Source organism: Streptomyces amritsarensis (genome assembly GCF_001953875.1).
Lineage (GTDB): Bacteria > Actinomycetota > Actinomycetes > Streptomycetales > Streptomycetaceae > Streptomyces > Streptomyces amritsarensis.
Genome location: NZ_MQUR01000034.1, coordinates 1 through 24194, shown reverse-complemented (window position 1 = coordinate 24194; position 24194 = coordinate 1). Strand labels below are relative to the sequence as shown.

The window sequence follows — 24194 nt, the reverse complement described above, 5'->3', positions numbered from 1 at the left end:
CCCGCCCCATCGTCCCGCCCGGCAGGGCGCCGCGCCCTAAGTTCGGCGCGAGACACGGCTGAGGCATATGTCAGAGGCGATTTCCTCGCCCGTGCGGCCCTCTACCCCAGGAACCCGAATGGTCAGCTCGCCCCACGAGGCGATGCACCGCATCTTCCAGGAACACCCGGAGCTCTTCTCCCGGGTGTCGGAGGTGCTCGGCGTCGACTTCGCACCACCCACGTCGTTCACCGTCCTGCCCAACGACCTCACCGAGACCCAGCCACTGGAACGCCGCGTCGACACGTTGCTGCGGTTCGACACGGAGGGCGACGGGTCCTTCCTCCTCGCCGTCGAGGCGCAGGGCAAGAAGGACCCGGACAAGCCCGCCAGTTGGGCGTACTACGCCTCCTACCTCCTCACGAAGTACCGGTTGCAGCCGATGCTGCTGGTCGTCTGCCAGGACCGCTCGACCGCGGAATGGGCCGCTCGGCCGGTCCGCTTCGGCCCTCCCCAGTGGCCCCTGCTCACCCTGTGCCCGCTGGTGGCGGGGCCGCACAACATGCCGTTGATCACCAGCCCCGCCGAAGTCCGGAAGGACCTGGCGCTGGCCACCCTGGCCGCGATCACCCACGCCACGAATCCGGACATCGGAGCCATACTCAAAGCGATGACCAACGTCCTGCGGGACACACCGGCGGCTCTCGCCAACCCGATCATCGAATTCATCGCCCAAGGCATGGGTAAGCACCCATCCGCAGCACTCTGGAGGAAGCTGGTGGCCGTGGACCTCTCTTTCTACAAGTCGCCCCTCTCCGAAGAACTCCGCGACGAAGGCCGAGCCGAGGGCCGAGCCGAGGGTGAGGCGCGGCGGGCTGCCGAGGATGTCCTTGCCGTCCTCGCCGAACGGGGTGTCGACGTCTCCGAGGCGGTTCGGGAGCGGATCAGGGGTTGTGGTGATGTCGAGACGCTGGGCCGCTGGCTCCGGCGGGCCGTCACCGCTCCCTCCGCCGACGCGATCTTCGGCTAGTGCTCTGACCGCATAGGTTCACCGGTTCCCTGTCTCCGGCTCTGCATTGGCTCAGGGAGTGGTTGTGGTGGCCCAGGTACGGAAAAGCGTAAGAGCCTCGCTGAGGTTTCCGGGGCCGCACGCGGCGTGGAAGGTCTTTTCAGCGGTCCAGGCCCAGACCCAGTCCTGGGTGCTGCGATTGACGTCCTGACGGGGGTACTCGCGGCCTTCCAGGTCCGTCTCCTCCAGATCAATTTCGACGGTCCAGCCGGGGTTGTCGAGCGTGGCGATCTTCACACCCCACTCGTGCTCCCAGTCGCCGTCGCACTGCTGCGCGTACCAGTCCTGCAGCCAGGCAAGAAGATGATCTGAATCGCTCATGACAGGAGATGCTAAGCGAGTCGCGTATTCGGGCTCGGGCATGGCTGGCCAGCGGGAGAAGCAATGGCGGAACGAGTACGAGTACGCAGACTGACCGACCAGGAGGGACAGCGCCTGCGCCGGGGCAGCACCAGTTCGGTGCGCTACCGCCGCGCAATGATGCTGCTGGCCTCGGCCGGCGGGAACCGCGTCCCGGTGATCGCTCAGCTGGTCCAGGCCGACGAGGACACCGTCCGGGACGTGATCCACCGGTTCAACGAGATCGGCCTGGCCTGCCTGGACCCTCGATGGGCGGGAGGCCGTCCCCGCCTGCTCAGCACTGACGACGAGGACTTCGTCGTTCAGACGGCCACCACCCGCCCGGTCAAGCTCGGCCAGCCTTTCACCCGCTGGTCACTGCGCAAACTCGCCGCCTACCTGCGCAAAGTCCACGGCCGGACCATACGCGTCGGCCGCGAGGCATTACGCCGCCTCCTCGCCCGCCGCGGCGTCACCTTCCAGCGGACCAAGACGTGGAAGGAGTCACCCGACCCGGACCGCGAGGCGAAACTGGACCGGATCGAGGAGGTCCTGGACCGCTTCCCGGACCGAGTCTTCGCGTTTGATGAGTTCGGCCCCCTCGGGATCCGGCCCACCGCAGGCTCGGGCTGGGCTGGCCAGGGGCACCCCGACCGGGTGCCCGCCACCTATCACCGCACCCACGGCGTGCGCTACTTCCACGGCTGTTACTCAGTCGGGAGCGACACCTTGTGGGGTATCAACCGCCGCAAGAAGGGTGCCGTGAACACTCTGGCCGCGCTGAAGTCGATCCGCGCCGCCCGGCCCGACGGAGCACCGATCTACGTGATCATGGACAACCTGTCCGCTCACAAGGGAAGCGGCATCCGCCGCTGGGCGGGAAAGAACAGAACAAGGTCGAGTTGTGCTTCACCCCGACCTACGCCTCTTGGGTGAACCCGATCGAAGCCCACTTCGGACCGCTGAGGCAGTTCACCACCGCCAATTCGAATTACTCGAACCACACGGTCCAGACGCGGGCCCTGCACGCCTACCTGCGGTGGCGCAACGCCAACGCCCGCCACCGCGATGTCCTGGCCGCCGAGCGCAAGGAACGCGCCCGCATCCGCAGCGAGAAGGGCATCCGCTGGGGCGGACGCCCTCTCAAAACCGCCGCCTGACAAACCCGGTGAACCTATGGGGTCACGGCACTAGTGGGCCGGGGCCTCGGCGGGGGCCGGGGCTGGGGCCGGGGTGGCGCTGCCGGCGACCACGCGGGTCGCGCGTGGCGGCGTACGGCGGTCCAGGCGCAGGGCCGAGGCCGCCAGGGCGATCGCGGTCACCGTCATGGCGGCACCCGCCCAGGCGGTGGCGGAGAAGCCCAGGCCGGCGTCGATGACGGTGCCGCCCAGCCAGGGGCCGCCGGTGTTGCCCAGGTTGAAGGCGGCCGTGGTGGTCGCCCCGGCCAGGGTCGGGGCGGCGCCGGCCACGTTGAACATGCGGGCGTTGAGCGCCGGCGCGGTGAAGAAGGCCGAGACGCCCAGCAGGAAGGACAGCGCGATCGCGGCGGCCGCGGCCGACGCCAGCAGGGCGAGGGCGGTCAGGAAGACGGTGGAGGCGGTGATGCCCCAGATCATCACGCCGAACAGGTGCGCGTCGGCGACCCGGCCGCCGATGGTCGTGCCGACCAGCGCGCCGATCCCGAAGAGGCCGAGGATCCACGGCACCCACTGCGAGTCCAGCCCCGCCACGTCCGTGAGCAGCGGGGAGAGGTAGCTGAAGGCGCAGAAGACGCCGCCCGCACCCAGCGCGGTGATGCCGATGGCGAGCCACACCTGCCGGTCGCCGTAGATGCGCAGCTCGCGGCGGAGCGTCGGCTTCTCGGCGGGCAGCGGGATGCGGGGGATCAGCGCCAGGATGCCGGCGAGCGCGATCGCGGAGGCCAGCCCGACCGCCCAGAAGGCGGAACGCCAGCCCAGGTGCTCGCCGAGGAACGCGCCGGCCGGTACGCCGAGGACGTTGGCGATGGACAGTCCGCCGATCATCACGGCCATCGCGCGGGCCCGCTGGTCCTTGTCGACCATGGCGATGGCGACGGCCGCGCCGACGGCCCAGAACCCGGCGCAGGCGAGGGCCGAGACCACGCGGGAGGCGAAGAGGAGCTCGTAGGAGGGGGCGAGCGCGCCCGCGACCTGCCCGAGGCCGAAGAGGCTGATCAGGGCGATCAGAGTGGTGCGGCGGGGCAGGCGCAGGGTGGCCACGGCCAGCAGGGGGGCGCCGACGACCATGCCGATCGCGAAGGCGGATATGAGCAGGCCCGCCTGCGGGATGCTGACGCCCATGTCGTCGGCGATCGGCGCAAGCAGCCCGGAGAGCATGAATTCGCTGGTGCCGAGTGCGAAGACGGACAGTCCGAGGACGTGGACGGCGACGGGCATGCGGGGGCGGGCGGCATCTGCGGGCATGACTGTCACCAACCCGTGTGAACGCGGCCGAATTCCCCCCGGTGTGTCATTCCCGTGACGGCTGTGCCGTCGGGGCGGCCGTCAGGGCGGCCAGCTCCGCCGCCAGGTTCGCGCGCGCAGGGGCCTCCCAGTGCGCCGTGCCGTGGGGCGTGCGGAACAGCCGGGGCAGGTCGAGGAGCTGGCGCAGTACGGCGGCGCGCCCGTCGCGGAAGGCCTCGTCGGGGACGAAGCCGTACTCGGCGCGGACGGCGGCGGCGTAGGCGGCGTACTCCTGCGGGGTGCCGGCCAGGACCGCCAGGTCGGCGTCGCAGAGCACCTCGCCGTCGGTGTCGCCGGGGGCCGGGTCGTGGGTGACGGTGAGCCGGACCAGGCGGGCCACCTCGGCGGTGCGCGCGGCGTCGATGCCCAGCTCGGGCAGGGCGCGCTCGGCCAGGGCGGCGCTGCGCTCCTCGTTCTCGGAGCGGTCGGGGCGGTAGACGGCGTCGTGGAACCAGGCGGCGAGCCGGACGGCGGCCGGGTCGGCGGCGTACGGGGCCAGTACGTCGATCCGTGCGAGTACGTCGGCCAGGTGCGCGGTGGTGTGGTAGCGGCGCTGCGGCTCGGCCCAGGCGGTGAGGAGGCGGTCGGCGTAGGGGGCGGGATCGCGGTCGGCGGCGGCGCCGGCCTCGGTGACGGTGGCCCTCCAGCGGGCGCGGAGATCCGTGGTGTCGGTACTCGGGATGCCTATGTCCATGCGCACATTGTGGGGGTGGCGTGATTGTGCTGGTGGAGCGCGGCCGGAGGCCCGTACCCTTGATATTGGACTAGACCTATTTTGAGTGTTCTTCCGAAGGATGGGATCGAATGAGCAACCGTGCGCTCCTGGAGGTGATCGCCCTCGACGTGGAGGACGCGGTCGCGGCCCAGGCCGGTGGGGCGGACCGCCTCGAGCTGGTCACCGACATGGCCGCCGACGGCCTCACTCCGGCGCGCGAGACGTTCGCAGCGATCCGGGCGGCGGTGGACATCCCACTGCGCGTGATGGTCCGCACGGCGGACGGCTTCGCCGCGGGCGACGTCGGCGGCCTGGCGGCGACGGCGCGGGCGCTGCGGGCGGAGGGGGCGCGGGAGTTCGTCCTCGGCTTCCTGACCGCGGACGGCAGCCCCGACCTGGCCGCCGTCGAGGCGGTCGTCGCGGAGCTGGACGGCTGCGCGTGGACCTTCCACCGGGCGATCGACCGCGCGGCCGACCGGGACCAGCTGCGCAAGGCGCTGGCCGACCTGCCCGGCCTGGACACCTACCTGACCGCGGGGGCGGCGGCCGGGGTCGACGAGGGGCTGCCGGTGCTGCTCGCGGAGGCGGCGCGGGGCGGCGAGCCGGGGTACGGGCCGCGGATCCTCGTCGGCGGCGGGCTGGCGCTCGCGCACGTACCGGTGCTGCGGGCCGGCGGGATCGACGCCTTCCACATCGGCGGCGCGGCCCGCCCCGGTGGCTGGCACCACCCGGTCTCGGCGGCGGCCGTCGCCGAGTGGCGGGCCGCACTGGACTGACCGGCGGCCCCGCCGCCCGTCACCGGGGTCCGGCGCCCGGCCCCTCAGCCTGCAGGGCAGGTGCGTGCAGGGGGCCGGGCCGGGGGTCAGGTCAGGGGTGGGGGGAGGGGGGCCGAGTGGAGGGCCGTCAGGCCCGAGACGGCGCGGGTGAGGCAGACGTACAGGCGGCGCAGGCCGGTCCGTTCGTCCGGTTCGCCGTCGACGATCGCCGCGGGCTCGTCCAGGACCACGTAGTCGTACTCCAGGCCCTTCGCCAGCGACGCCGGGACGAGGGTCAGCCGGGACTCCGCGGTCGTCTCCTCGCCGGGGGACAGGTACGGCAGGTCCGCCGCCAGCAGGGCCTCGGCCAGGGCGGGGATCCGGGCGTCGGCGGCGATCAGGCCGATCGAGCCGTCGTGCGCCAGGGACTCGCGGCAGGCCTCCAGCACCGCCGCGTCGAGGTCCGCGGCCTGCGCGACCTCCGCGATCCGCAGGGATCCCGGCGTCTCGCGGACCGAGGAGACCGGGGCCAGGCCCGGGGAGATGGCCGGCAGCAGGCGGGAGGCGTAGGCGATCACCTCGCGCGGTACGCGGAAGCCCGCCGTCAGCTCCTCCAGGACCGCCTGCGGCTTGCCCAGGTGCGCCAGCGCCTCGTCCCAGCTGCGCGTGGCCCACGGCGTGGTGCCCTGCGCGAGGTCGCCGAGGACCGTCGCCGAGCCGGTCGTGCAGCGCCGTCCCACCGCCCGGTACTGCATGGGGGAGAGGTCCTGCGCCTCGTCGAGGACGACGTGGCCGAGCGAGTGGGTGCGCTCCACCAGGTCGGACGCCTCGTCGATGAGGACCAGGTCCGCCGCCGACCACTTCGCCGACTTCACGCTCCGGCACGGCTTGGGCCACAGCAGGAGCTTCTGCTCGTCGGCCGTGAGGACGTCCTGCGCGTGCTCGGCGAGGAAGTCCGGGTCGGAGAGCAGCCGCAGGACCAGCTTCGCCGGTTCGACGAGCGGCCAGACCTCCTTGACAGCGGCCTTCACGGCCGCGTTGCGGGCCACCGCGTCCTGGACGCGGTCGTCCGGGGCCTCGCCCGCCTGCTCCATGCGGACCAGGACGGCGTGCGCGATGCGCTGGGGGAGGGCCTCGCGGGCGGCGCCGTAGCGGATGTCGCGGTTCTGGAGCTCCTCGACCATCTCCTGGAGCTCGTACGCCGGCACGCGCCAGCGGCGTGAGCCGCGGACCACCACCACGGGCTCCGTCGGGCGGCCGACGTGCGAGCGGACCGCGCGGCGCAGCACCTGCGCCATGCGGGCGTCGCCCTTGACGACGGCGGTCTCGGCGGGGTCGGTGCCGCGGACCTCCAGGCCCTCGCGGGCGACCAGGTCGTCGACGGTGGCCTGCTTGACCTCCAGCTCGCCCAGGGCCGGGAGGACCTGCTCGATGTAGTGGAGGAAGGAACGGTTCGGGCCGATGACGAGGGTGCCGGTGCGGGCGAGGCGCTCGCGGTGCGCGTACAGCAGGTAGGCGACGCGGTGCAGGCCGACGGCCGTCTTCCCGGTGCCGGGGCCTCCCTGCACACAGACGGAGCCGGACAGGCCGGAGCGGACGATCTCGTCCTGCTCCGGCTGGATCGTGGCCACGATGTCCCGCATGGGGCCGACGCGCGGCCGCTCGATCTCCTGCTGGAGCAGCCTGCTGACGGCGGCCGCCTCGGCCGGGTCGGACAGGTGCTCGTCCTCGTAGGCGGTGAGCTCGCCGCCGGTGTAGCCGAAGCGGCGGCGCAGGGCGATGTCCTGCGGGTCCTTCTTGGAGGCCCGGTAGAACGGCTGGGAGACGGGCGCGCGCCAGTCGATGACCATCGGGTCGCCGTCGGCGTCGTGGACGTGGCGGCGGCCGATGTAGAACTGCTCGCCCTCCGCGCCTTCGGCGAGGTCGGCGCCGGGGGCGTGGAGGTAGTCGAGGCGCCCGAAGAAGAGCGGTGTGTGGGCGAGGTCGGCGAGGGCCTTGATGCGGTCGTCGATCTGGGCCCGGAGCACGATCGCGTTGACCCAGTTCGCGGTGACATCGCGGATGTCGAGGGCCTCGACGTCCTCGCGCATGGCGCGCAGGGCGGAGCGCGAGGCGGTGAGGTGGGCCCGTTCGCGGCCCAGCGGGTCGGCGGGCGCGGCCGTGTCGTCGGGGGTGGTCTCGGGGGCGTGCGCGGGCACGGGAATGCCTCCAACTGCTGGTACGGAACACAAGCCCCCGGTTTCCGGCCGGTGGGCGGCTCTCCCCGATGAGGCGGTGGGAGGCGGCAAGAGCGGAGATTCTAGCCAGCGCGGCGCGCCCGCGCGAACGAATTCGCCGGGCCGGAGGTCCGCCGCGGCCGGTACCTCCGTACGGGTGTCGTACCCGGGAGTGTCAGACCTCGGGTAGGTCCACCAGGGGGTGGCCTACGACCGGAGGAGGAGGCGCGGGGCCGTGAGATGAGGCCTCGGGAGCGATGTGGATCCGGTGGCGGCGGAGCACCATGGATTCATGAGCACCGCAACCTTCACCCCGGTCCAGGGCCGCCGCCCGAGCGGCGCCACCGCCATCTCCGACTCCACGCCCCGCCACCGCCTCGGCAGCATGCTGCACGCCGCGAAGGTGTTCGCGGCGGCCGCCGTGAGCGTCGTCGTGCTGGGCGAGTACGCCGAGGACGCGGGTGTCATACGCCGCTGAGGCGTCGCCCCGCGCCCCCGGCTGTCGGCGTCAGGCGTCGATCGCCTGGTAGACCGTGGTCCAGAAGTCGTGGATGAGCTGCGCCGGAGCCGCAGTGGTCAGTCCGACCTGCGTGAGCAGGACCCCCGTGAGCCCGTTTTCCGGGTCGGCGTACGCCGAGGTGCCGGTACCGCCGTCCCAGCCGAACTGGCCGACGGGCGCGTAGTCGCCGCGGTAGGTGCGCACCGCCATCCCGAAGCCCCAACCGCCCTGCTGTCCCTGGCCGAACGACACGTGGACGGCGCCCCGGGCCAGGGCCGACCGGGCGGCCTCCTGCTCGGGGGTGAGCCGGTTGGTGGTCATCAGCTCGACGGCGGGCCGGGACAGGATCCGCTGCCCCGCGTGCGTGCCGTGGTTGAGCAGCATCCGGAAGTAGGCGTGGTAGTCGTCCACGGTGGAGACCAGCCCGCCGCCGCCCGCCTGGAACGCGGGAGGCGCGCTGTACTGTCCGCCCTTCGCCTCGTCCCAGACGGTGAACTCCCCGGTCTGCGGGTTGGGGGCGTAGCTGGGCGGCAGCCGGTCGATCTTGTCGGCGGGCACGTGGAAGGCGGTGTCCTGCATTCCGAGCGGGTCGAGGACGCGCTCGCGCAGGAACGCCTCGAACGGCTTGCCCGTGACGCGTGAGACGAGTACGCCGAGGACGTCGTGGCTGAGGTGGTACTGCCAGTGCTCGCCGGGCCGGCGCATCAGCGGCAGCGTGCCGAGGCGGCGCATCCACTCGTCCTGATCGGGCAGCGGTACGGCGCCCTGGCTGAAGACACCCCCCTCGAAGATCGCGTTCATGATCGGGGAGCCCAGCGCGGTCAGGTCGATGCCGAGGCCGAAGGTGGAGGTCAGCAGGTCGCGCACGGTGATGGGGCGCGGTGCGGGCTCGGTGTCGTCCAGGGGGCCGTCGACCCGCTTGAGCACCTGACGGCCGGCGAGTTCGGGCAGCCACCGGTCCACCGGGTCGTCCAGCCGCAGCGCGCAGTCGTCGAGCAGGGCCATCGACGCCGCCATGGTGACCGGCTTCGAGGTCGACGCCATCCTGAAGATCGTGTCCCGGCTCATCGGTGCGCCGCCGTCGTGGCGCATCGTCCCGATCGCCTCGACGTGCGTCTCCCCGCCGCGGCCGATCAGGGCGACCACTCCGGGGATCTTCCCGGAGTCGACGTGCCGTGTCAGCACGTCGCGCACCTTGCGCAGCCCCGCTTCGGAGAAGCCGCCGTTGCTCCTGCCCATGATGATTCTCCCCGTTATAAGTGTTCGAGAACTGCTGAACGACTCCGAAGCTACATTGCGTTCACGGATTGCGCAACAACGCTTTGGCGGCCTCAACGCTTAACTACGTAGGGAGTTTAGGCCCATGTTGCAATGAATATGGCGCTGAATGCAATGAATGGCCGCGGTGATCGTTGCAATGAACTGGGAGTGAACGCATAGATCCACCAGGGCCACGCACGTGACGTCGAGCCCTGCCCCCGGCCGCTCGCCCTCGTCCCTCGCCGGCGGGCGGGACTGCCGGCCGCGTGTGGGACCTCGCCCGCCCCGGGGCCGCGTGCGGCAAGGGCTTCGCGCTGGGCATCGCCGCCGGGATCACCCTGACCCCGGCGGTCCTCGTCGTACCGGACGGGCCCGGCCTGTGGGCCTGGTGCGTCCCGCTGCTGACCGTGGTCGTCGCGCGGGTCCGCACCGCCCACGGCCGGTCGGTCAGTCGTTCGCCAGCAGCTCGTCGGCGTCCATGATCCGGTAGGCGTACCCCTGCTCGGCCAGGAACCGCTGGCGGTGTGCGGCGAAGTCCTGGTCGATCGTGTCGCGGGCGACGACCGAGTAGAACCGCGCCTCGTGGCCGTCCGCCTTCGGGCGCAGCACGCGGCCCAGGCGCTGTGCCTCCTCCTGGCGCGAACCGAAGGTGCCCGACACCTGGATGGCGACCGTGGCCTCCGGCAGGTCGATGGAGAAGTTTGCGACCTTCGAGACGACCAGCACGCTGATCTCGCCCTCGCGGAAGGCGTCGAAGAGCTTCTCGCGCTGCGCGTTGGACGTCTCGCCCTTGATGACGGGGGCGTCCAGGTGCTCGCCGAGCTCGTCGAGCTGGTCGATGTACTGCCCGATGACGAGGGTCTGCTCGCCCCGGTGCTTACGCACCAGCGCCTCGGTGACCTTCCGCTTTGTCGCCGTCGTCGCGCAGAAGCGGTACTTCTCCTCCGTCTCGGCGGTCGCGTACGCCAGGCGCTCGGACTCGGTCAGATTGACCCGGACCTCCACGCAGTCGGCGGGCGCGATGTAGCCCTGCGCCTCGATCTCCTTCCACGGGGCGTCGAACCGCTTCGGCCCGATCAGCGAGAAGACGTCCGACTCGCGGCCGTCCTCGCGCACCAGCGTCGCGGTCAGGCCGAGCCGGCGCCGCGCCTGGAGGTCGGCGGTGAACTTGAAGACCGGGGCGGGCAGCAGGTGCACCTCGTCGTAGACGATCAGGCCCCAGTCCCGGGAGTCGAAGAGCTCCAGGTGCGGGTAGACGCCCTTCCGCTTCGTCGTCAGGACCTGGTACGTGGCGATCGTGACCGGCCGGATCTCCTTGCGGGTGCCGGAGTACTCGCCGATCTCGTCCTCCGTCAACGAGGTCCGCTTGACCAGCTCGTGCTTCCACTGGCGGGCCGAGACCGTGTTCGTGACCAGGATCAGCGTCGTCGCCTTGGCCTTCGCCATCGCGCCCGCGCCGACGAGCGTCTTGCCGGCGCCGCAGGGCAGCACGACCACACCGGAGCCACCGTGCCAGAAGCCCTCCACCGCCTGCTGCTGGTACGGGCGCAGCGCCCAGCCGTTCTCGGCCAGGTCGATCGGGTGCGCCTCGCCGTCGACGTAGCCGGCGAGGTCCTCGGCCGGCCAGCCCAGCTTGAGCAGCGTCTGCTTGATCTGCCCGCGCTCGGACGGGTGCACGGCGACCGTGTCGGGGTCCAGCCGCGCCCCGACCAGCGGGGTGATCTTCTTCGACCGCAGGATCTCCTCCAGCACCGGCCGGTCGGTGCTGGTCAGCACCAGGCCGTGCACGGGGTGCTTGGAGAGGGTGAGGCGGCCGTAGCGGGCCATGGTCTCGGCGACGTCGACGAGCAGCGCGTGCGGCACGGGGTAGCGGGAGTACTCCACGAGCGCGTCGACGACCTGCTCGGCGTCGTGTCCGGCGGCCCGGGCGTTCCACAGGCCGAGCGGGGTGATCCGGTAGGTGTGGATGTGCTCGGGCGCCCGCTCCAGCTCGGCGAACGGAGCGATGGCGCGGCGCGCCGCTCCGGCGAGCTCGTGGTCGACCTCGAGCAGGAGGGTCTTGTCGCTCTGGACGATTAGTGGACCATTCACGCGCGGCGCCCCGTTTCACTCAGGTCAAACCTCCAGTGTGCCGTACGGGGCCGGGGCTGGGAACACGGCGCCCGGCGGGTCAGCGGCCCAGCCCAGCCAACAGCAGGCCGAGGCCGCCGTGGAACTCCTGGTCCGGGGGGAGCGGCCGGCGGCGGAGGGAACTCCGGCGGCCCGGGTACGGGGCGCCCCGGGCCGGTAGGTGGAGGGGGTGCACCTGGCCGTCGTCCTGACCCTCCGCAGTCCGCTCGCACCCTCTGTCGGAGCTGGTCAGACCATGTGCACATCCGGGGTGTAGAGGATCCACCTGCCGCCCCGCTCGCGGAACTTCTGCTCCTTCGCCATGATCTCCTCCGCGTGGTTCCAGGCGAAGAGCAACGCGTATTCGGGGTAGGGGTCGCCGAAGGCATCCGGGGTCCGGACCGGGATGTGGGAGCCGGGAGTGAGCCGGCCCTGCTTGGCGGGGGTGCTGTCGCAGACGAAGGAGATCAGCTCGGGTCCGATGCCGCAGTAGTTGGCGACGGTGGCGCTCTTGGCCGTGGCGCCGTAGGCGACGACCCGGTGGCCCTCCGCCCGCAACCGGGTGAGCAGAGCGGTCAGCTCGTCGCGGGTGCGCCGGACCTCGGCGGCGAAGCGCTCCAGCGTGACCGGCTCGGCGAGGTCCTTGCTGTCCTCGTCGGCCAGCAGCTCGGCCACGGACGCCGTGGGCACCCGCGTACCCCGGCGTGCGAGGGTGTAGCGGACCTCGCCGCCGTGCACGGGCAGGCGGAGGACGTCGACCAGCTCGAAGCCGTAGTGGTGGGCCATGCTCTGCACCGAACGGGCTGTGAAGAAGTAGAAGTGCTCGTCGTAGATCTGGTCGAACGAGGTCCGCTCGACGATATCGCCGAGGTAGGGGTCCTCGAAGACGAACACCCCCTCCGGCTTGAGCAGCGCGTCCAAGCCGCGGAAGATCGATTCCAGGTAGGGGAGATGGCACAGGGTGTTGGCGGCGTAGACGACATCCGCCCGGCCCTCGGCCGCGGCGATGGCGAGCGCCGTCTCCTCCTCGAAGAACGCGGTACGGACCCGCACTCCCTTGGCCCGAGCCCGGTCGGCCACGCCTGCTGAGGGATCGACACCCAGATGACGCACCCCGGCCCCGGCGACGGTGGCCAGCATGACGCCGTCGTTGCAGCCGATCTCGACGACGAACGGGTCCGGGTCGTCGGCCACGGTGGCGAGAATGCCCCGGGCCGTGGCCTCGAAGTGCTCCCGCATCACCGAGGATCCCGAGGAGTGGTACGGGTAGTCCTCGTGGAACATCCGCTCGCGCGGAACCTCCTCCATCAGCTGCACCATCGTGCAGGAACCGCACCGCCCGACGGCGAGCCGGAAGAAGAACTCGCCTTCGGTCTCCCCGGGCTTGGGGAAGGCGTCGGAGTTGGGCTGCGCTCCCAGATCGAGGAACTCGGTCAGCGGGCCCGCGCAGATGCGGCAGATGGTCATCGGTTCTCCTGAGGGTGTGCGAAGAGCGGGAGCATGCCCTCGGCGGCCGCTTCCGCGAGGGGGAGCGCCAGCCGGTCCCGCGCCGAGAGGATCGGGGTGATGTCACGCGGAATGGGTAGGCCGAGTTCCGGGTCCAGTACGGACACGGCGAGCTCGTGCTCCGCGACGTAGCCGGTCGAGAGCAGGTAGGACATGACCGTGTCGTCCTCCAGTGCCACGAAGGCGTGCCCCACGCCGGGTGGGATGTATACGGCGCGGAAGGTCCGGTCGTCCAGTACGACGGAGTCCCAGGTGCCGAACGCCGGCGAACCGACGCGGAGGTCGACGACGATGTCCAGGGCCGAACCGCGCGGGCAGTGGACGTACTTCTCGGTGCCCGGGGACACGGCGGTGTAGTGCACACCCCGTACCACGCCTCTGCGGGAACGGCTCTGACTGGCCTGTCTCACCGGGAAGAGCGGCCCGGCGGACCGCTCCTCGAAGGTGGAGACGAACAGGCCCCGATCGTCCGGGTAGCGGGTGGGGGTGAACTCCACCGCGCCGGGAACGGAGAGCTCGCGTGCCTTCACGACAGTTCCGCCAGTACGTCGAGCAGCGCGCCGATCACCCGGTCCTGCACATCGCGCGGCAGTGAGGGGTACATGGGGAGCGAGAAGATCTCGCCCGCGAGGGCCTCCGTGACCGGAAGCGCGCCGCGGGAGTAGCCGAGGTGGGCGAAGCCGGACATGGTGTGCACTGGCCACGGATAGCTGATGTTGAGAGAGATCCCGCGCGACTTCAACGCCTCGATGATGCGGTCCCGTTGGGGGTGGCGGACCACGTAGACGTAGTAGACGTGGTCGTTGCCGGGGGCGGTGGCCGGCAGGATCAGCCCGGTGTCCTTCAGTCCCTCGGCGTAGCGCCGGGCGACGGCGCGACGCCCCTCGATGTAGGCGTCGAGGCGACCGAGTTTGCGGCGCAGGATCTCGGCCTGGAGTTCGTCGAGCCGGCTGTTGTGCCCGGGTGTCTGGACGACGTAGTACCGCTCCTCCATGCCGTAGTACCGCAGTCGGCGCAACCGGTCGGCCACGACCGCGTCGGAGGTGATCGCCGCGCCGCCGTCGCCGTACGCCCCGAGCACCTTCGTCGGGTAGAAGGAGAACGCGGCGGCGTCGCCGGTGGTGCCCGCCTGCCGGCCGTGTCGTCGGGCGCCGTGCGCCTGGGCGCAGTCCTCAAGGAGGACCAGGCCGTGTGCCGTGGCGATGTCCTTCAGTACCTCCATGTCGGCGCACTGGCCGTAGAGGTGGACGGGAAGGATGCAGCGCGTCCGGGGGGTGATCGCCGCGGTGACCTGGTCGGTGTCCATGAGGAAGTCCTCCTCACGCACATCGACGAAGACCGGGGTGGCGCCGACCGCGTCGATCGCCAGCACGGTGGGGGCTGCCGTGTTCGACACGGTGATCACCTCGTCGCCCGGACCGACGCCCAGTGCCTGGAGCGCGAGCTTGATCGCGTTGGTGCCGTTGTCCAGGCCCACGCAGTGGTCCACACCGTGGTAGGCGGCGAACTCCGTCTCGAAGCCGCGCACGCTCTTGCCGAGCACGAGCTGCCCGGAACCGAAGACCGTTTCGACGGCGTCCAGGAGGTCCGTACGCTCCTTCGCGTACTCCTCCAGGTAGTCCCAGACATACGTGGTCACAGGTGGATCCCTTCCTTGGCCGATGGACCGGTGTGAGGTTTGGGCGTGGGTGCGTGTGTGGACACGGCGTGAGCGGCGACGACCTGTTCCAGTGCGTCGCGCAGAACTGCCCTGGGCGCCCACCCGGTGACCGACCGGAAGGCGGACGAATCGGCTCGTACGCTGCGGAAGTCCAGACCGGTGGCACCGTCCGGCGGGTCCACTCGCAGTACAGGTACCGGTGGCCGCCCGGTGTGCCGACCGATGATCTCGGCGATCATCCGGAACACGTCCCCGAGGCCGTGGCCGAGGCCGCAGCCGACGTCCCAGTGCCGGCCGGTGAGGGCATCCGCGTGGTCCAGCGCCGACAGGAAGGCGCGGGCCGCGTCGTCGACGTGGAGGAGGTCGCGCTCGACCGTGCCGTCGTGCCACATGGTCAGCGGCTCACAGGCGAAGCCTCGGCGGACCATGGCCGCCACTACGCCCCGGCCAAGATCTCCCGGCACGGGGCCGTGGCCGTAGACGGTCGGCAGGCGCAGGACCACGCCACGGAGCGAGCCCGCCGCGCAGGCCGCGCGCAGGATGCGCTCGGAGGCGAGCTTCTGTCGTTCGTAGGTGTTCGCCGGGGCCGGGCCGCCGGGCGGGAGGACCGTACTGGCGTAGATCACCGCAGGTGGCGGTCCGGCGGTCCGGCCGGACCCGAGGCTCTCGACGAGGTCGAGCGTCACGGTGACGTTGGCGTGTTCGCCTTCCGGGTCGCCGTCCCGTGTCCGCCAGTCGCCCGTGGCCGAACGGTGGGTGACCAGATGGATCACGGCGTCCGAACCCGCCACCGCGTCGGCGACCGCGCCGGGGGCGGTGAGGTCGGCCGTGCGGACGTCCAGTTCCGCGAGGCCGTCACCGGCCACGGGGCAAGGGCGGCGCGACACCGTACGCAACCGGACCGGCCGGCTGCGCAGGAGTGCGACGACGGACGAACCGATGTAACCCGACGCACCGAGCACAGTGACCAGAGGGCGGGCGGCCGGCGTCCGGGACCCGGCCATCACCGTACTCCGACGGGACGGGGCGCCGTGGCCAGGGAGCGCAGACAGGCGAGCAGGCTGCGGGTCTCCATGCTCACGTAGTGGCTGTGACGCAGCAGGGCGGACAGCTGGTGAGGCGTCATCCAGCGGAAGTCCGGGTGCTCGGCCAGCTCCGGGTGGTACGGCGTCTCGACGATGAGGTGTCGGGTTCGTGCATGGTAGAAGCGGCCGCCCTCCTCCGACTGGACCGTGTCGAACCTGACGGCGGAGGCGGGCGCCCCCAGCACCTCGTCGAGGAGCGGCGGCCGGGCGGCGGCGGGAAGGACGTCGTAGTTCTCCGGCACGCACTGCAGGGTGGGGGCGAGTTCCACGGCGTCCACGTACCCGACCTCCGCACGCAGTTGGACGAGAGCGTGCAGGACGCCGTCGATACGGGTGACGAGGAGGCCCACGACCCCCATGCCGTGCGGCGCGATCATCGGCTGGTCCCAGCGGGCGACCTCGCGGCCCGACGCTGTCACCTGTACACCGATGACGTCGAAGAACCGGCCGCTCTCGTGGGAGATCCGGCCTTCCGTCCGCCGCCATCCGGGGAGTCCGCTCAGCGGTACCCGGCTGACGGCGAGGTCGGCGCGCACCCGCGTGTCAGTGATCCAGCTGAGGAGACTGCGCTCCGTGTGATGCGTGGGCGAGCCCGCACGGCACGACCGGAGCAGGGCCATGGTGAACTCGTCCCGCTCCCCGCCGGGTTCCGGCTCCGGCTCCGCGAGGGGCAGGCAGGCCAGCACCGAACGGGTGTCCATGTTGACCAGATCGTCCTGGGCCAGCAGCCGGTGCAGTTGGGGCAGCGACAGCCAGTGGAACCCGTCGTGGAGTTCCACCTCGCCCCGGACCTCGACCACCATGTTGCGATTGCGCTTGCGCAGGAACCAGGCACCTTGTTCGGACTGGCGGACATCGGCCACCACCCGGTGCCGGGACGGGTCCCTGAAGTAGTCGAGGTAGGGGACGGGTTTGCCGCCGTGCACCCGGAGATAGTTGCTCCGGGTCGCCTGGACGGTCGGGGAGACCTGGATGCCGTCGCAGTTGCCGGGCTCGGCCTTCAGCTGCATCAGATAGTGCGGAACGCCGTCGAACTCCTTGACCAGGATGCCCAGGATGCCGATCTCCGGCTGGTCGATGATCGGCTGGGACCAGTGGTCGACCGGGTGCCCCGGGCGGTCGACGCGCACTCCCTCCACGGTGAAGAAGCGGCCGGCGTGATGGCGGATGGTCCCGGTGGCCGGGTCCGCGGTCCATCCGGCGAGGGCGTCGAGCGGCACCCTTCGAACCGTGGTGAACATGCGGTCCCGGGCGTCGTCGAGCGCGCGGTAGAACCCCTCCGAGGACGTCATCGCACCACACATCCCGCGGGCAGGACGTCCTCGAAGAACGCCTGCTGGTGGGCCATCGTGGCGCGGAAGTGGGCGCTGTAGCGCTCCGCGTGCCCGGCGGTCATGGTGCCCAGCACCATCGCGAGGGCGACGTAGCCGTCCTTGGGCTCGATGATCAGGTTGTTCCACACCATCCGGACGGCTTCCACATGCCGGTCGACGGCGCCGGTCAGGGCGTCGGTACCGCCTTCCCAGCCGAGGGGCAGCACCAGCTCGCCGGAAGCGGCCAGGGAGCCGTACCAGTGATGGAGATCTGCGCGGCTGGCTTCGAGCCCCGCGCGGAAGTGCCGGGGATGGGTGAGGGCCCGGTACGCGGCACGGGCGGCACGGGCATCCTCGAACCGCGCGATCTCATGGTCGTAGTCGCACGGAAGGCTGTGCTGCCGGGTGCCGGGGTCGTCCAGCATGTTCACCGTGACGTCGAGGAGCGTCGTGCAACGGACCCCCGCGTCGGTCATGCGCAGCCACAGGTCCCAGTCCTCAAGGCCGACCGGGGACTCGCGCCAGCCACCCACCGACTCCGCGAGGCCTGCCCTGTGCGCGGCGCACGAGTTCTCGAACAGGGGATTCATCAGCTGGAGTTCGGGTGCCCAGCACATGGTCAGCGGATCGGCGGTGGTGGTGACCGTGCCGGACGCGGTCACCTTCCTCGCCCGGGTGGCCACGAACTGCGCGCCGTCGTCGAAGGCGGCTGTCAGGAGCTCGAGATGGCCGCTCTCCCAGCGGTCGTCGTGGTCCAGGTAGGCGATGTACTCGCCCTTAGCCTCGGGCAGAACGAGGTTGGTGGGGCCGGCCTGGAAGCCGAAGTGCGGAACCCGCCGCAGCCGGATCCGGTCGTCCTGCGCCGCGACCTCGGCCACGACCTCGTCCGTGTCGTCGTCGCTGCCGTCGGATACGACGATCATCTCCCAGTCACGCATCGACTGCGCTCGGACGGAGTCCAGCGTGGGCAGGATGGCCCGGCTGCGGTTGTAGGTCGGGCAGATAACGGAGACGCGGGGCATCGGCGACTCCTTCCGTTCGTCGGTCGACAGGCGCGAGGGGCCCTTTGGATCGCATTGTTCCCGCAATGAAGGGCATTGTTCCCGCCCTTGGGCCGAGCCATCGGTCCTTGAAGGATTCCGCGGCCCGCACCAGCCGTAATTAAATGCCAGGGAATAGCGTGACCAGAAAGGCGGGCCGGTGTCAACACGCTGCGTTCCCGCAGGCTGTCCCCGGCGGCGTGGATCTGTACGTCACTGCAGGCAGGCACCCCGACGAAGGCCAGGTGGGGGGATATCCCGGTCTGTGGAGGGGGCGATACTAGCCTCGCGACGGGGGCGTCGGCCCTCCCACGGGTCTACGTTTATCCATGTCGCCGACGAGATTCCCGCAAGGGGTCCTGGTGGGAGAATTCTGCGGCGACCAGACATAATATGTCGCCGTAGTCGCAAGGATTCTCGTTGCACTCGAACCGACCGTCGATGTGCGCGATGTCGATTGTGCGCAATGTCGATGTGCGCGATTCGGGGGGACAGATGACCAAGTATTCAGTTCTTGTTCCGTTCCTGCCACGCAGGCCGGAACAGCTGCTGCCGTATGCCGCTCTGGTGGACTGGACGGCGGCGGAACGGCTGTGGCAGGGCCAGTCGATGCTCGTCGATCCCTTCCAGGGCTTCGCCGCCGCGGCGGGGTCCGGGTTCCGGGTCCCGGTGGGGTTCGGTGTCACGCTCATGCCGTTGAGGCATCCCTTCGAGGCGGCGCACCAGGTCAGATCGCTGGCCATGGCCACCGGCCATCCGGTGGTGGCAGGGTTCGGGCCCGGTGGTGCCTCGTTCCAGCGAAGTCTCCTCGGCGCCCCGTACGCCAGCCCGCTGACTGCGGCCCGTGAGTACCTCGGCATTGTCCGCGGTCTGCTGAACGGTGAAACCGTGCAGGCCGAGGGGGTCTACTTCTCGTGCCACGGCGCCCTCGCGCCGAGCCCGGCTCCTGCGGTGGAACTCGGACTCGGTGTGCTGCGTCCCGGCATGGCACGGGTCGCCGGTGCGGTTGCGGACTGCGCCATCACTTGGCTGACCCCGGCGTCGTACCTGCGCGACACGGTGCTGCCCGCCCTGCGGGAGGGTGCCGCGGCGGCAGGCAGGCCGGTGCCCCGGATCGTGGCCATGGTGCCGCTGGCCCTGCGCCGGCCCGACCGCGCCCCGGCAGAGGTCGCGCTGGCCAGCAACGCTCCACACCTCGCGGCACCGCACTACATCGACATGCTCCAGCGCGCCGGCATCGCGGTGGACGAGGGCGATACGGCACTGAGCGCCCGGCGACTCGTGGAAGGCCGCGGCTTCCTCCACGGGGACATCGACGGACTGGTCGAACAGCTCGCCGAGTACCGGGAGGCGGGGGTGGACGAGGTCGTGTTGAACACGACCGGAGTGTTCAACCTGCACGGCCATCATGCGGCCATGGCGGACCTCAAGACGATTCTGGCGGCTGTCGCGTAATGAAGGGCACGGGGGACATGGAACACAGTCAGCTCAAGCGGGCCAAGCGGCAGTTGGCGTCCTGGGGAACAGGCCGCACCGGCCCGGTGGACAACGGCCCGGCCCAGGGGACTCGCACCGCGACCGTCGTACTGGAGAGCGCCGCACAGCTCCCTCCGGTGCTGGCCTCGGACTTCGTCGGCCACCGGACTGTCGTCTTCGTACCGGACGGCCAGGACGGCGGCCCGGTACGCCAGGCGGATCCGCAGGCCCCGGGTGCGGTCGGGCCCCTCGTCGTCCGGTACGAAGGGTCCCTGGCCGAGCCCGGCGACGAGATGTCGGTCGGAGACTCCTTCTTCCTGCAGACCCAGGACTACGCCACCAGCGAGTACATGTCGGTGATCGGTCCCACGCTGATCAGGATCACCGAAGAGGCCGACTTCGACGGGTACCTGGCGGACGCGGACCGCGCCCGGAACCAGGGCACGTTCGCCGACTTCGCGACCGACCCCGCCGTGCGGATCGGCGACCTCTCCGCGCTGGGCGCGGGCCCGGCCGGCGACGGCCCGTTCACCCGCCTGTACGTGCGGTCCAACGGCGAGGTGTCCCTCTCGCCCGTGGCCCTGCCCCTGGGCACCGTCGCCGACGGCGGCGCCGCTCTGGCGGCGGAGTGGACCAGGCTCAACTCCGGGAGCGCACACCCCTGCGCGGTCTCCCTGGGCCTCGTCGTGCCCGACCGGGCACGTACGGACGCGCTGACCGCACGGCCGTGGCTCGGCCGGTATCTGGCCGCACTCGACGCCGTCCGGGAGCTCCGTTCCCGGGGGATCACCGGCCTCGAAGTCTCCGGATTCGGCGCCCGTCTGGTGCCCGGCCTGGCGGAACTCGGGGACAGCGCCGCCGACCGCGATGACGTGGACGCTCCACTGCTGTTGTGGACCGGGGAGCAGGCCGTGGTGCACAGTGCCCGAACCGGCCGCTTCTTCTCTCTCGGCCGTGCTGCCGCGGAGCTGGCCGAAACCCTGCTGGTCCACGGATCGGTCGAGGCCGCCGCCGCCCACGCGGACCGTGCCGCGCTGACTCAGGTCGAGACCCTCTTCGCCTCCGCCGGTGTCCGGCTCACCGTCGCGACGGCGGCCGCCCGATGACGGCGACGGCCGTCGGCGGAACGCCGCGGTCGGTCCCCGGACGGGCCGGCCGCGCGCTGGCCGAGCTCGGGGACCGGGTGGTCATGTGCGGGATCTACGACGAGGTCGGCTCACTGATCTACGACGACCTGAGCAGGAACGACACCCATGAGGTCCGTGAACTGATCGGCCTCGTCCGCCGACGCCCCGGACCGGTCCTGGAACTCGCCGCGGGAACAGGCCGGTTGACGATGCCGCTGCTCGCGGCCGGCAGGGACGTCACGGCACTCGAACTGGCACGCCCCATGCTGGACCTGCTCCTGGCCCGCCTCCACGAGGCCCCCGAGCGGCTGCGTGAACGCTGCACCACCATCGAGGGGGACATGGCGTCCTTCACGCTGGACCGCCGGTTCGGGGCGGTCGTCCTCGGGACGACCTCGATCTCGCTACTCGACGAAGAGGGCCGTGCCGCGCTCTATCGCACGGTGCGCGACCATCTGGCTCCCGGCGGGGCATTCCTGCTCTCGACCACGTATCCCACCGCCGGAGCCACCCAGGACGAGATACGCATCGACATGGCCGGTGCCAGCGGCCGGCTCTACCACCTGCACGAGCACTGGTCCCCGCAGACCGGCACGCGCACCGTCACCCTCCATGCGGCCGATCTCTCCGAGGGCCCTGTCCACGTGTGCACCTCGACGGTCGCGGCCCTCCCGGCCGACCTGTTGGAGAACGAACTGGCCGCCGCCGGTTTCCGGGTGAACACCCGTCTCACGCTGCGTACCGGTGGCGACCGACACGAATCCGTACTGCTGGAAGCAGAGGTGGAGCCCCGATGAACGATGGACAGGCCCTGTGGCCCTCGCTGTTGCCGCCCGCGCAGCAGGGCGACGACACGCTGTGCGCGGTCTCCGCCGAAGGCGTCCGCGTCCGCTTCGCCGACGGCCGTGAACTGCTGTGCGGCACCAGCGGGTTGTGGAACACCAACATCGGCTACGGCAATCGCGTCATCGCCGAGGCGGTGGCGGCGGCCCTGCGTGACGCTTCCTACCTCTCCGTCTTCCGGTACGAGAACAGCTACGCCCGCAAGGCTGCGTCGGCTCTCGTCGACCTCTGCGGCGCCGACCACTACGGCCGGGTGCTGTTCTCCACCTCCGGCGGCGCCGCCAACGACCTGGTGATGAAGATCGCCAGGCTGCACCACGCGCTGCGCGGCGACGCCCGGCGCAAGGTGGTGGTCGGTCTGCGCGGCAGCTACCACGGCCTGACCTTCGGCAGCTTCGCGCTGACCGGTGATGATCTGGGCCAGTCGGTGTACGGCGTCGATCAGAGGCTGGTGCGGCACGTGGCCCCGAACGACCCGGCCGAGCTGGTGACGCTGCTCGGCAGGCAGGGGAGCCAGATCGCGGCCGTCGTCGTCGAGCCCGTCCTCGGCAACGGTGCGGTACCGCTCACCGAGGAGTACGTGAACGCTCTGCTGCGGTTGCGCGACGAGCACGGATTCCTGCTGGTCGCCGACGAGGTGGCCACCGGCTTCGGCCGTACCGGTTCCTTCCTCGCCTCGCAGAGGTGGGCCGGGCAGCCCGATCTGCTGGTCGTCTCCAAGGGGCTCACGAACGGCACCATGCCCGCCGCCGCGGTCGTCGTCTCGACCGAGGTGGCCCGGGTGTTCAACGACGCGGGAGCCGTGCTTGCGCACGGCGAGACCCAAGCGGGAACCCCGGCGACCTGCGCCGCGATCCTCGCCACCCTTGAGGAGATGCGCCGGCTCGACGCGATCGCCGCCGGCCGAAGCCTTGCCGTACTCCTGGACACCGAGCTGGACCGGCTGGTCGCCGAGCGGCCCGACGTGACCGGCACCAGCGGCGTCGGCTGTTTCCGGGCCCTGCGACTGTGCGGCCGGGACGGGGCACCCCTGCCGCAGACCGAGGTCCCCGCCGTGGTCGCGGCGATCAGAGCGGCGGGTGCGATCGTGCATCCCGGACCGCACGGCATCCAGCTCTTCCCCGCGCTGACCTACAGTGATGCCGAACTGGCCGAGCTGCTCGACCGGGTGCGGACCGGACTCACGGCGTACACGCGGCAGGCGACGGCCGGGGTGGCCGGATGAACCTCAGCTGGCACTGCCCGACGCTGACGCTGTTCGGCGCCGACGGTATCGCCGGATGGCTTGACGCACGGCCTGCCCTGCGGCACATCACCGTGCTGGTCGACGCAGCCGTCGCCGACAGTCCGATCGTCTCCCGGGTGCGGACCTCGGTCGCAGGATCGCGCCGTGACGTGCTCGTCCTGGCGCTGGAAGGGGCCGGCGATGCGGAAGGTGTCCTCGCGCTGGGGGACAACCTCCACGGCACGGACGTGGTCGTCGCCGTCGGCGGCGGCGCCCTGCTGGACCAGGCCAAGCTGGCGGCCCTGGCGCGGAACAACCCGGCCGCCCGCACGCGGCTGACCCTGCCGCAGCGCAGCGGGCTGATCCTGCTCCCGCCTGGCATCCAGCGCGGGCTTCCCCTGGTCGCGGTGCCCACCACCGTCGGTACGGGGGCGGAGGTGAGCGCGGCGGCATGCCTGGCCTTCCCACAGGGCAGGCGGCTGATCCTGGGGGAGTCGCTGCAGCCCGAGGTCGCCGTACTGGACCCGCTGGCCACCAGCACACTGCCGGACGAGCTGATCGCCGAGGGCGTGCTGGAGGCCCTGTTCCGAGTGGTGAGCCTGTACGCGGGTGACCACCGGGACCTGCCGACCGAGGACGCGCTGGCCGAGACCCTGGCCACGCGGCTGGCCCAGCTCGGGCATCAGCTGCGTGACGTACGGCTGGGCGGTGGGCGCAGCGACGACCGGATCCGTCTGGAGATCGCCAAAGTGAGCGGACTGACCCACCTCGGCTGGACGTACATCGGACGCGACCGGTACGGGGCCAAGGGCTGGTATCTCGCCAACGAGCTGTCGTCCGTGCTCGGGCTGCGCAAGATGACCGCCGTGGCAGCGCTGCTGGAACCGCTGTGGCGGGCCATCGCCGACGGCGACCAGCGGCTGGGGTCGGCCCGGCGGCTGTCCCGGATCTGGGCGCTGCTGCGTGCCACTGCCCCGGACGCCCTGCCCGAGGATCCGGCGGAGGGGATCGGCGCACTGACCGATTCCTGGCTGGTGGACCGGCGGATCAGCGCCGACGCCGCCCGGCTGGACACGGTGACGGCCCGGACCGTGCGCGCCTGGGGAGCCGGGCTGCCGATGCTCGGCGGGCTGCGGGCCGCCGACGTACGCGGCCTGCTCGACGGCGCCGTACTTGACGCGGAACCAGCCCTGAGCTGACCCGGCGTCACCAAAGACTTCCGTTCTCCGCGCCGTGATCACGGCGCGGAGAACGGGGGAACACACAGAAAATCCGATTTCAGAGGGAGGGAAACACCATGCAGGGAATTGCCAACTTCTCGCAGGACCTGTCTGTGCCGGCACTTGAGCTCGGCATGCAGGAGCTTGAGGCCATGGAGGCCCCGGGCTGGTCCACGTGGGCCGGTTTCGGCACGGGCACGGTTGTCACCAGCGCCATCGCCTACGGCAGCGTCTACGTGGCCGTCAGCGGCGCGGCGATCACCTAGAGCGGCCTG

The 24194-nt window shown here is 71.1% G+C and carries 22 protein-coding genes and 1 pseudogene; 11 read left to right on the top strand and 12 right to left on the bottom strand.

Annotated features, from left to right (window positions below):
• Positions 1–118: 118 nt before the first annotated feature.
• A complete protein-coding gene (locus AVW11_RS16500; protein ID WP_076044416.1) occupies positions 119–1009 on the top strand; it encodes an RpnC/YadD family protein in 891 nt (296 codons plus the stop codon).
• A 51-nt stretch (positions 1010–1060) separates the two neighbouring features.
• On the opposite strand, the gene AVW11_RS16495 is transcribed toward AVW11_RS16500, so the two are convergent.
• Positions 1061–1369: an immunity 53 family protein gene (locus AVW11_RS16495; protein ID WP_076044414.1), complete on the bottom strand. Its 309-nt coding sequence runs from the start codon at positions 1367–1369 to the stop codon at positions 1061–1063.
• Between the two features lie 63 nt (positions 1370–1432).
• On the opposite strand from AVW11_RS16495, the pseudogene AVW11_RS16490 reads away from it, so the two are divergent.
• Positions 1433–2547: pseudogene (locus tag AVW11_RS16490) on the top strand (IS630 family transposase).
• A gap of 30 nt (positions 2548–2577) precedes the next feature.
• On the opposite strand, the gene AVW11_RS16485 reads toward AVW11_RS16490, so the two are convergent.
• Both AVW11_RS16485 and AVW11_RS16480 read right to left on the bottom strand, forming a co-directional pair.
• Positions 2578–3804 (bottom strand): Cmx/CmrA family chloramphenicol efflux MFS transporter, encoded by a 1227-nt coding sequence (locus tag AVW11_RS16485; RefSeq protein WP_079250650.1) that lies wholly within the window; start codon positions 3802–3804, stop codon positions 2578–2580.
• A gap of 73 nt (positions 3805–3877) precedes the next feature.
• Positions 3878–4564 carry an HD domain-containing protein gene (locus AVW11_RS16480; protein WP_076044409.1) on the bottom strand — a complete coding sequence of 229 codons (687 nt, stop codon included), beginning with the start codon at positions 4562–4564 and terminating at the stop codon, positions 3878–3880.
• A 110-nt stretch (positions 4565–4674) separates the two neighbouring features.
• Here AVW11_RS16480 and AVW11_RS16475 point away from each other — a divergent pair, with 110 nt between their 5' ends.
• The gene (locus tag AVW11_RS16475; protein ID WP_060180059.1) at positions 4675–5361 is read left to right on the top strand and encodes a copper homeostasis protein CutC; all 687 of its coding nucleotides are present in this window, start codon (positions 4675–4677) and stop codon (positions 5359–5361) included.
• Between the two features lie 86 nt (positions 5362–5447).
• On the opposite strand, the gene AVW11_RS16470 is transcribed toward AVW11_RS16475, so the two are convergent.
• The gene (locus AVW11_RS16470; protein WP_076044407.1) at positions 5448–7538 is read right to left on the bottom strand and encodes a HelD family protein; all 2091 of its coding nucleotides are present in this window, start codon (positions 7536–7538) and stop codon (positions 5448–5450) included.
• Between the two features lie 310 nt (positions 7539–7848).
• Between AVW11_RS16470 and AVW11_RS16465 the strand changes: the two genes are divergently transcribed.
• Positions 7849–8034 (top strand): hypothetical protein, encoded by a 186-nt coding sequence (locus AVW11_RS16465; RefSeq protein ID WP_076044405.1) that lies wholly within the window; start codon positions 7849–7851, stop codon positions 8032–8034.
• A gap of 30 nt (positions 8035–8064) precedes the next feature.
• On the opposite strand, the gene AVW11_RS16460 is transcribed toward AVW11_RS16465, so the two are convergent.
• Positions 8065–9294 (bottom strand): serine hydrolase domain-containing protein, encoded by a 1230-nt coding sequence (locus AVW11_RS16460; protein WP_030851010.1) that lies wholly within the window; start codon positions 9292–9294, stop codon positions 8065–8067.
• A gap of 287 nt (positions 9295–9581) precedes the next feature.
• Between AVW11_RS16460 and AVW11_RS39095 the strand changes: the two genes are divergently transcribed.
• Positions 9582–9797, top strand: a complete 216-nt coding sequence (locus AVW11_RS39095; RefSeq protein ID WP_079070793.1) for a hypothetical protein — start codon at positions 9582–9584, stop codon at positions 9795–9797.
• Here AVW11_RS39095 and AVW11_RS16455 read toward each other — a convergent pair.
• The 7 genes from AVW11_RS16455 to AVW11_RS16425 all read right to left on the bottom strand — a co-directional run bounded on the left by AVW11_RS16455 (position 9763) and on the right by AVW11_RS16425 (position 18010).
• The gene (locus AVW11_RS16455) at positions 9763–11406 is read right to left on the bottom strand and encodes a DNA repair helicase XPB (protein ID WP_060180057.1); all 1644 of its coding nucleotides are present in this window, start codon (positions 11404–11406) and stop codon (positions 9763–9765) included. The genes AVW11_RS39095 and AVW11_RS16455 overlap by 35 nt on opposite strands.
• Positions 11407–11673: 267 nt before the next feature.
• Positions 11674–12891: a class I SAM-dependent methyltransferase gene (locus AVW11_RS16450; RefSeq protein ID WP_060180056.1), complete on the bottom strand. Its 1218-nt coding sequence runs from the start codon at positions 12889–12891 to the stop codon at positions 11674–11676.
• Entirely contained in the window at positions 12888–13460 is a 573-nt protein-coding gene (locus tag AVW11_RS16445) for a dTDP-4-dehydrorhamnose 3,5-epimerase family protein (protein WP_060180055.1), read from the bottom strand. The genes AVW11_RS16450 and AVW11_RS16445 overlap by 4 nt, the downstream gene beginning before the upstream one ends.
• On the bottom strand, positions 13457–14569 hold the full coding sequence (locus AVW11_RS16440; RefSeq protein ID WP_060180054.1) for a DegT/DnrJ/EryC1/StrS family aminotransferase: 1113 nt from the start codon (positions 14567–14569) through the stop codon (positions 13457–13459). The genes AVW11_RS16445 and AVW11_RS16440 overlap by 4 nt, the downstream gene beginning before the upstream one ends.
• The gene (locus AVW11_RS16435) at positions 14566–15594 is read right to left on the bottom strand and encodes an NAD-dependent epimerase/dehydratase family protein (protein WP_076044403.1); all 1029 of its coding nucleotides are present in this window, start codon (positions 15592–15594) and stop codon (positions 14566–14568) included. The genes AVW11_RS16440 and AVW11_RS16435 overlap by 4 nt, the downstream gene beginning before the upstream one ends.
• On the bottom strand, positions 15594–16967 hold the full coding sequence (locus tag AVW11_RS16430) for an NDP-hexose 2,3-dehydratase family protein (protein ID WP_060180052.1): 1374 nt from the start codon (positions 16965–16967) through the stop codon (positions 15594–15596). Before AVW11_RS16430 ends, AVW11_RS16435 begins: the two co-directional genes overlap by 1 nt.
• On the bottom strand, positions 16964–18010 hold the full coding sequence (locus AVW11_RS16425) for a glycosyltransferase family 2 protein (RefSeq protein WP_060180051.1): 1047 nt from the start codon (positions 18008–18010) through the stop codon (positions 16964–16966). The genes AVW11_RS16430 and AVW11_RS16425 overlap by 4 nt, the downstream gene beginning before the upstream one ends.
• Positions 18011–18478: 468 nt before the next feature.
• Here AVW11_RS16425 and AVW11_RS16420 point away from each other — a divergent pair, with 468 nt between their 5' ends.
• From AVW11_RS16420 to AVW11_RS16395, 6 genes are all read left to right on the top strand, one after another.
• The gene (locus AVW11_RS16420; RefSeq protein ID WP_276209090.1) at positions 18479–19483 is read left to right on the top strand and encodes an LLM class flavin-dependent oxidoreductase; all 1005 of its coding nucleotides are present in this window, start codon (positions 18479–18481) and stop codon (positions 19481–19483) included.
• A gap of 17 nt (positions 19484–19500) precedes the next feature.
• The gene (mpaB, locus tag AVW11_RS16415; RefSeq protein ID WP_063898584.1) at positions 19501–20610 is read left to right on the top strand and encodes a daptide biosynthesis RiPP recognition protein; all 1110 of its coding nucleotides are present in this window, start codon (positions 19501–19503) and stop codon (positions 20608–20610) included.
• On the top strand, positions 20607–21428 hold the full coding sequence (gene mpaM / locus AVW11_RS16410; protein ID WP_076044401.1) for a daptide-type RiPP biosynthesis methyltransferase: 822 nt from the start codon (positions 20607–20609) through the stop codon (positions 21426–21428). The genes mpaB and mpaM overlap by 4 nt, the downstream gene beginning before the upstream one ends.
• The gene (gene mpaD / locus AVW11_RS16405) at positions 21425–22699 is read left to right on the top strand and encodes a daptide-type RiPP biosynthesis aminotransferase (RefSeq protein WP_060180049.1); all 1275 of its coding nucleotides are present in this window, start codon (positions 21425–21427) and stop codon (positions 22697–22699) included. The genes mpaM and mpaD overlap by 4 nt, the downstream gene beginning before the upstream one ends.
• A complete protein-coding gene (mpaC, locus tag AVW11_RS16400) occupies positions 22696–23898 on the top strand; it encodes a daptide-type RiPP biosynthesis dehydogenase (protein ID WP_060180048.1) in 1203 nt (400 codons plus the stop codon). The genes mpaD and mpaC overlap by 4 nt, the downstream gene beginning before the upstream one ends.
• Positions 23899–23996: 98 nt before the next feature.
• Complete coding sequence (locus AVW11_RS16395) at positions 23997–24185, top strand: daptide-type RiPP (protein WP_060180047.1); 189 nt, start codon at positions 23997–23999, stop codon at positions 24183–24185.
• Positions 24186–24194: the final 9 nt, after the last annotated feature.

Bases quoted from the DNA above. Each gene is read 5' to 3' on its own strand.
- AVW11_RS16485 (WP_079250650.1), bottom strand. From the start codon at position 3,804: ATGCCCGTCGCCGTCCACGTCCTCGGACTGTCCGTCTTCGCACTCGGC.
- AVW11_RS16395 (WP_060180047.1), top strand. From the start codon at position 23,997: ATGCAGGGAATTGCCAACTTCTCGCAGGACCTGTCTGTGCCGGCACTT.
- mpaD (WP_060180049.1), top strand. From the start codon at position 21,425: ATGAACGATGGACAGGCCCTGTGGCCCTCGCTGTTGCCGCCCGCGCAG.
- AVW11_RS16435 (WP_076044403.1), bottom strand. From the start codon at position 15,594: ATGGCCGGGTCCCGGACGCCGGCCGCCCGCCCTCTGGTCACTGTGCTC.
- AVW11_RS16495 (WP_076044414.1), bottom strand. From the start codon at position 1,369: ATGAGCGATTCAGATCATCTTCTTGCCTGGCTGCAGGACTGGTACGCG.
- AVW11_RS16465 (WP_076044405.1), top strand. From the start codon at position 7,849: ATGAGCACCGCAACCTTCACCCCGGTCCAGGGCCGCCGCCCGAGCGGC.
- mpaC (WP_060180048.1), top strand. From the start codon at position 22,696: ATGAACCTCAGCTGGCACTGCCCGACGCTGACGCTGTTCGGCGCCGAC.
- AVW11_RS16425 (WP_060180051.1), bottom strand. From the start codon at position 18,010: ATGCCCCGCGTCTCCGTTATCTGCCCGACCTACAACCGCAGCCGGGCC.
- AVW11_RS16460 (WP_030851010.1), bottom strand. From the start codon at position 9,294: ATGGGCAGGAGCAACGGCGGCTTCTCCGAAGCGGGGCTGCGCAAGGTG.
- mpaB (WP_063898584.1), top strand. From the start codon at position 19,501: ATGGAACACAGTCAGCTCAAGCGGGCCAAGCGGCAGTTGGCGTCCTGG.
- AVW11_RS16420 (WP_276209090.1), top strand. From the start codon at position 18,479: ATGTCGATTGTGCGCAATGTCGATGTGCGCGATTCGGGGGGACAGATG.
- AVW11_RS16500 (WP_076044416.1), top strand. From the start codon at position 119: ATGGTCAGCTCGCCCCACGAGGCGATGCACCGCATCTTCCAGGAACAC.
- mpaM (WP_076044401.1), top strand. From the start codon at position 20,607: ATGACGGCGACGGCCGTCGGCGGAACGCCGCGGTCGGTCCCCGGACGG.
- AVW11_RS16430 (WP_060180052.1), bottom strand. From the start codon at position 16,967: ATGACGTCCTCGGAGGGGTTCTACCGCGCGCTCGACGACGCCCGGGAC.
- AVW11_RS16450 (WP_060180056.1), bottom strand. From the start codon at position 12,891: ATGACCATCTGCCGCATCTGCGCGGGCCCGCTGACCGAGTTCCTCGAT.
- AVW11_RS16480 (WP_076044409.1), bottom strand. From the start codon at position 4,564: ATGGACATAGGCATCCCGAGTACCGACACCACGGATCTCCGCGCCCGC.
- AVW11_RS16475 (WP_060180059.1), top strand. From the start codon at position 4,675: ATGAGCAACCGTGCGCTCCTGGAGGTGATCGCCCTCGACGTGGAGGAC.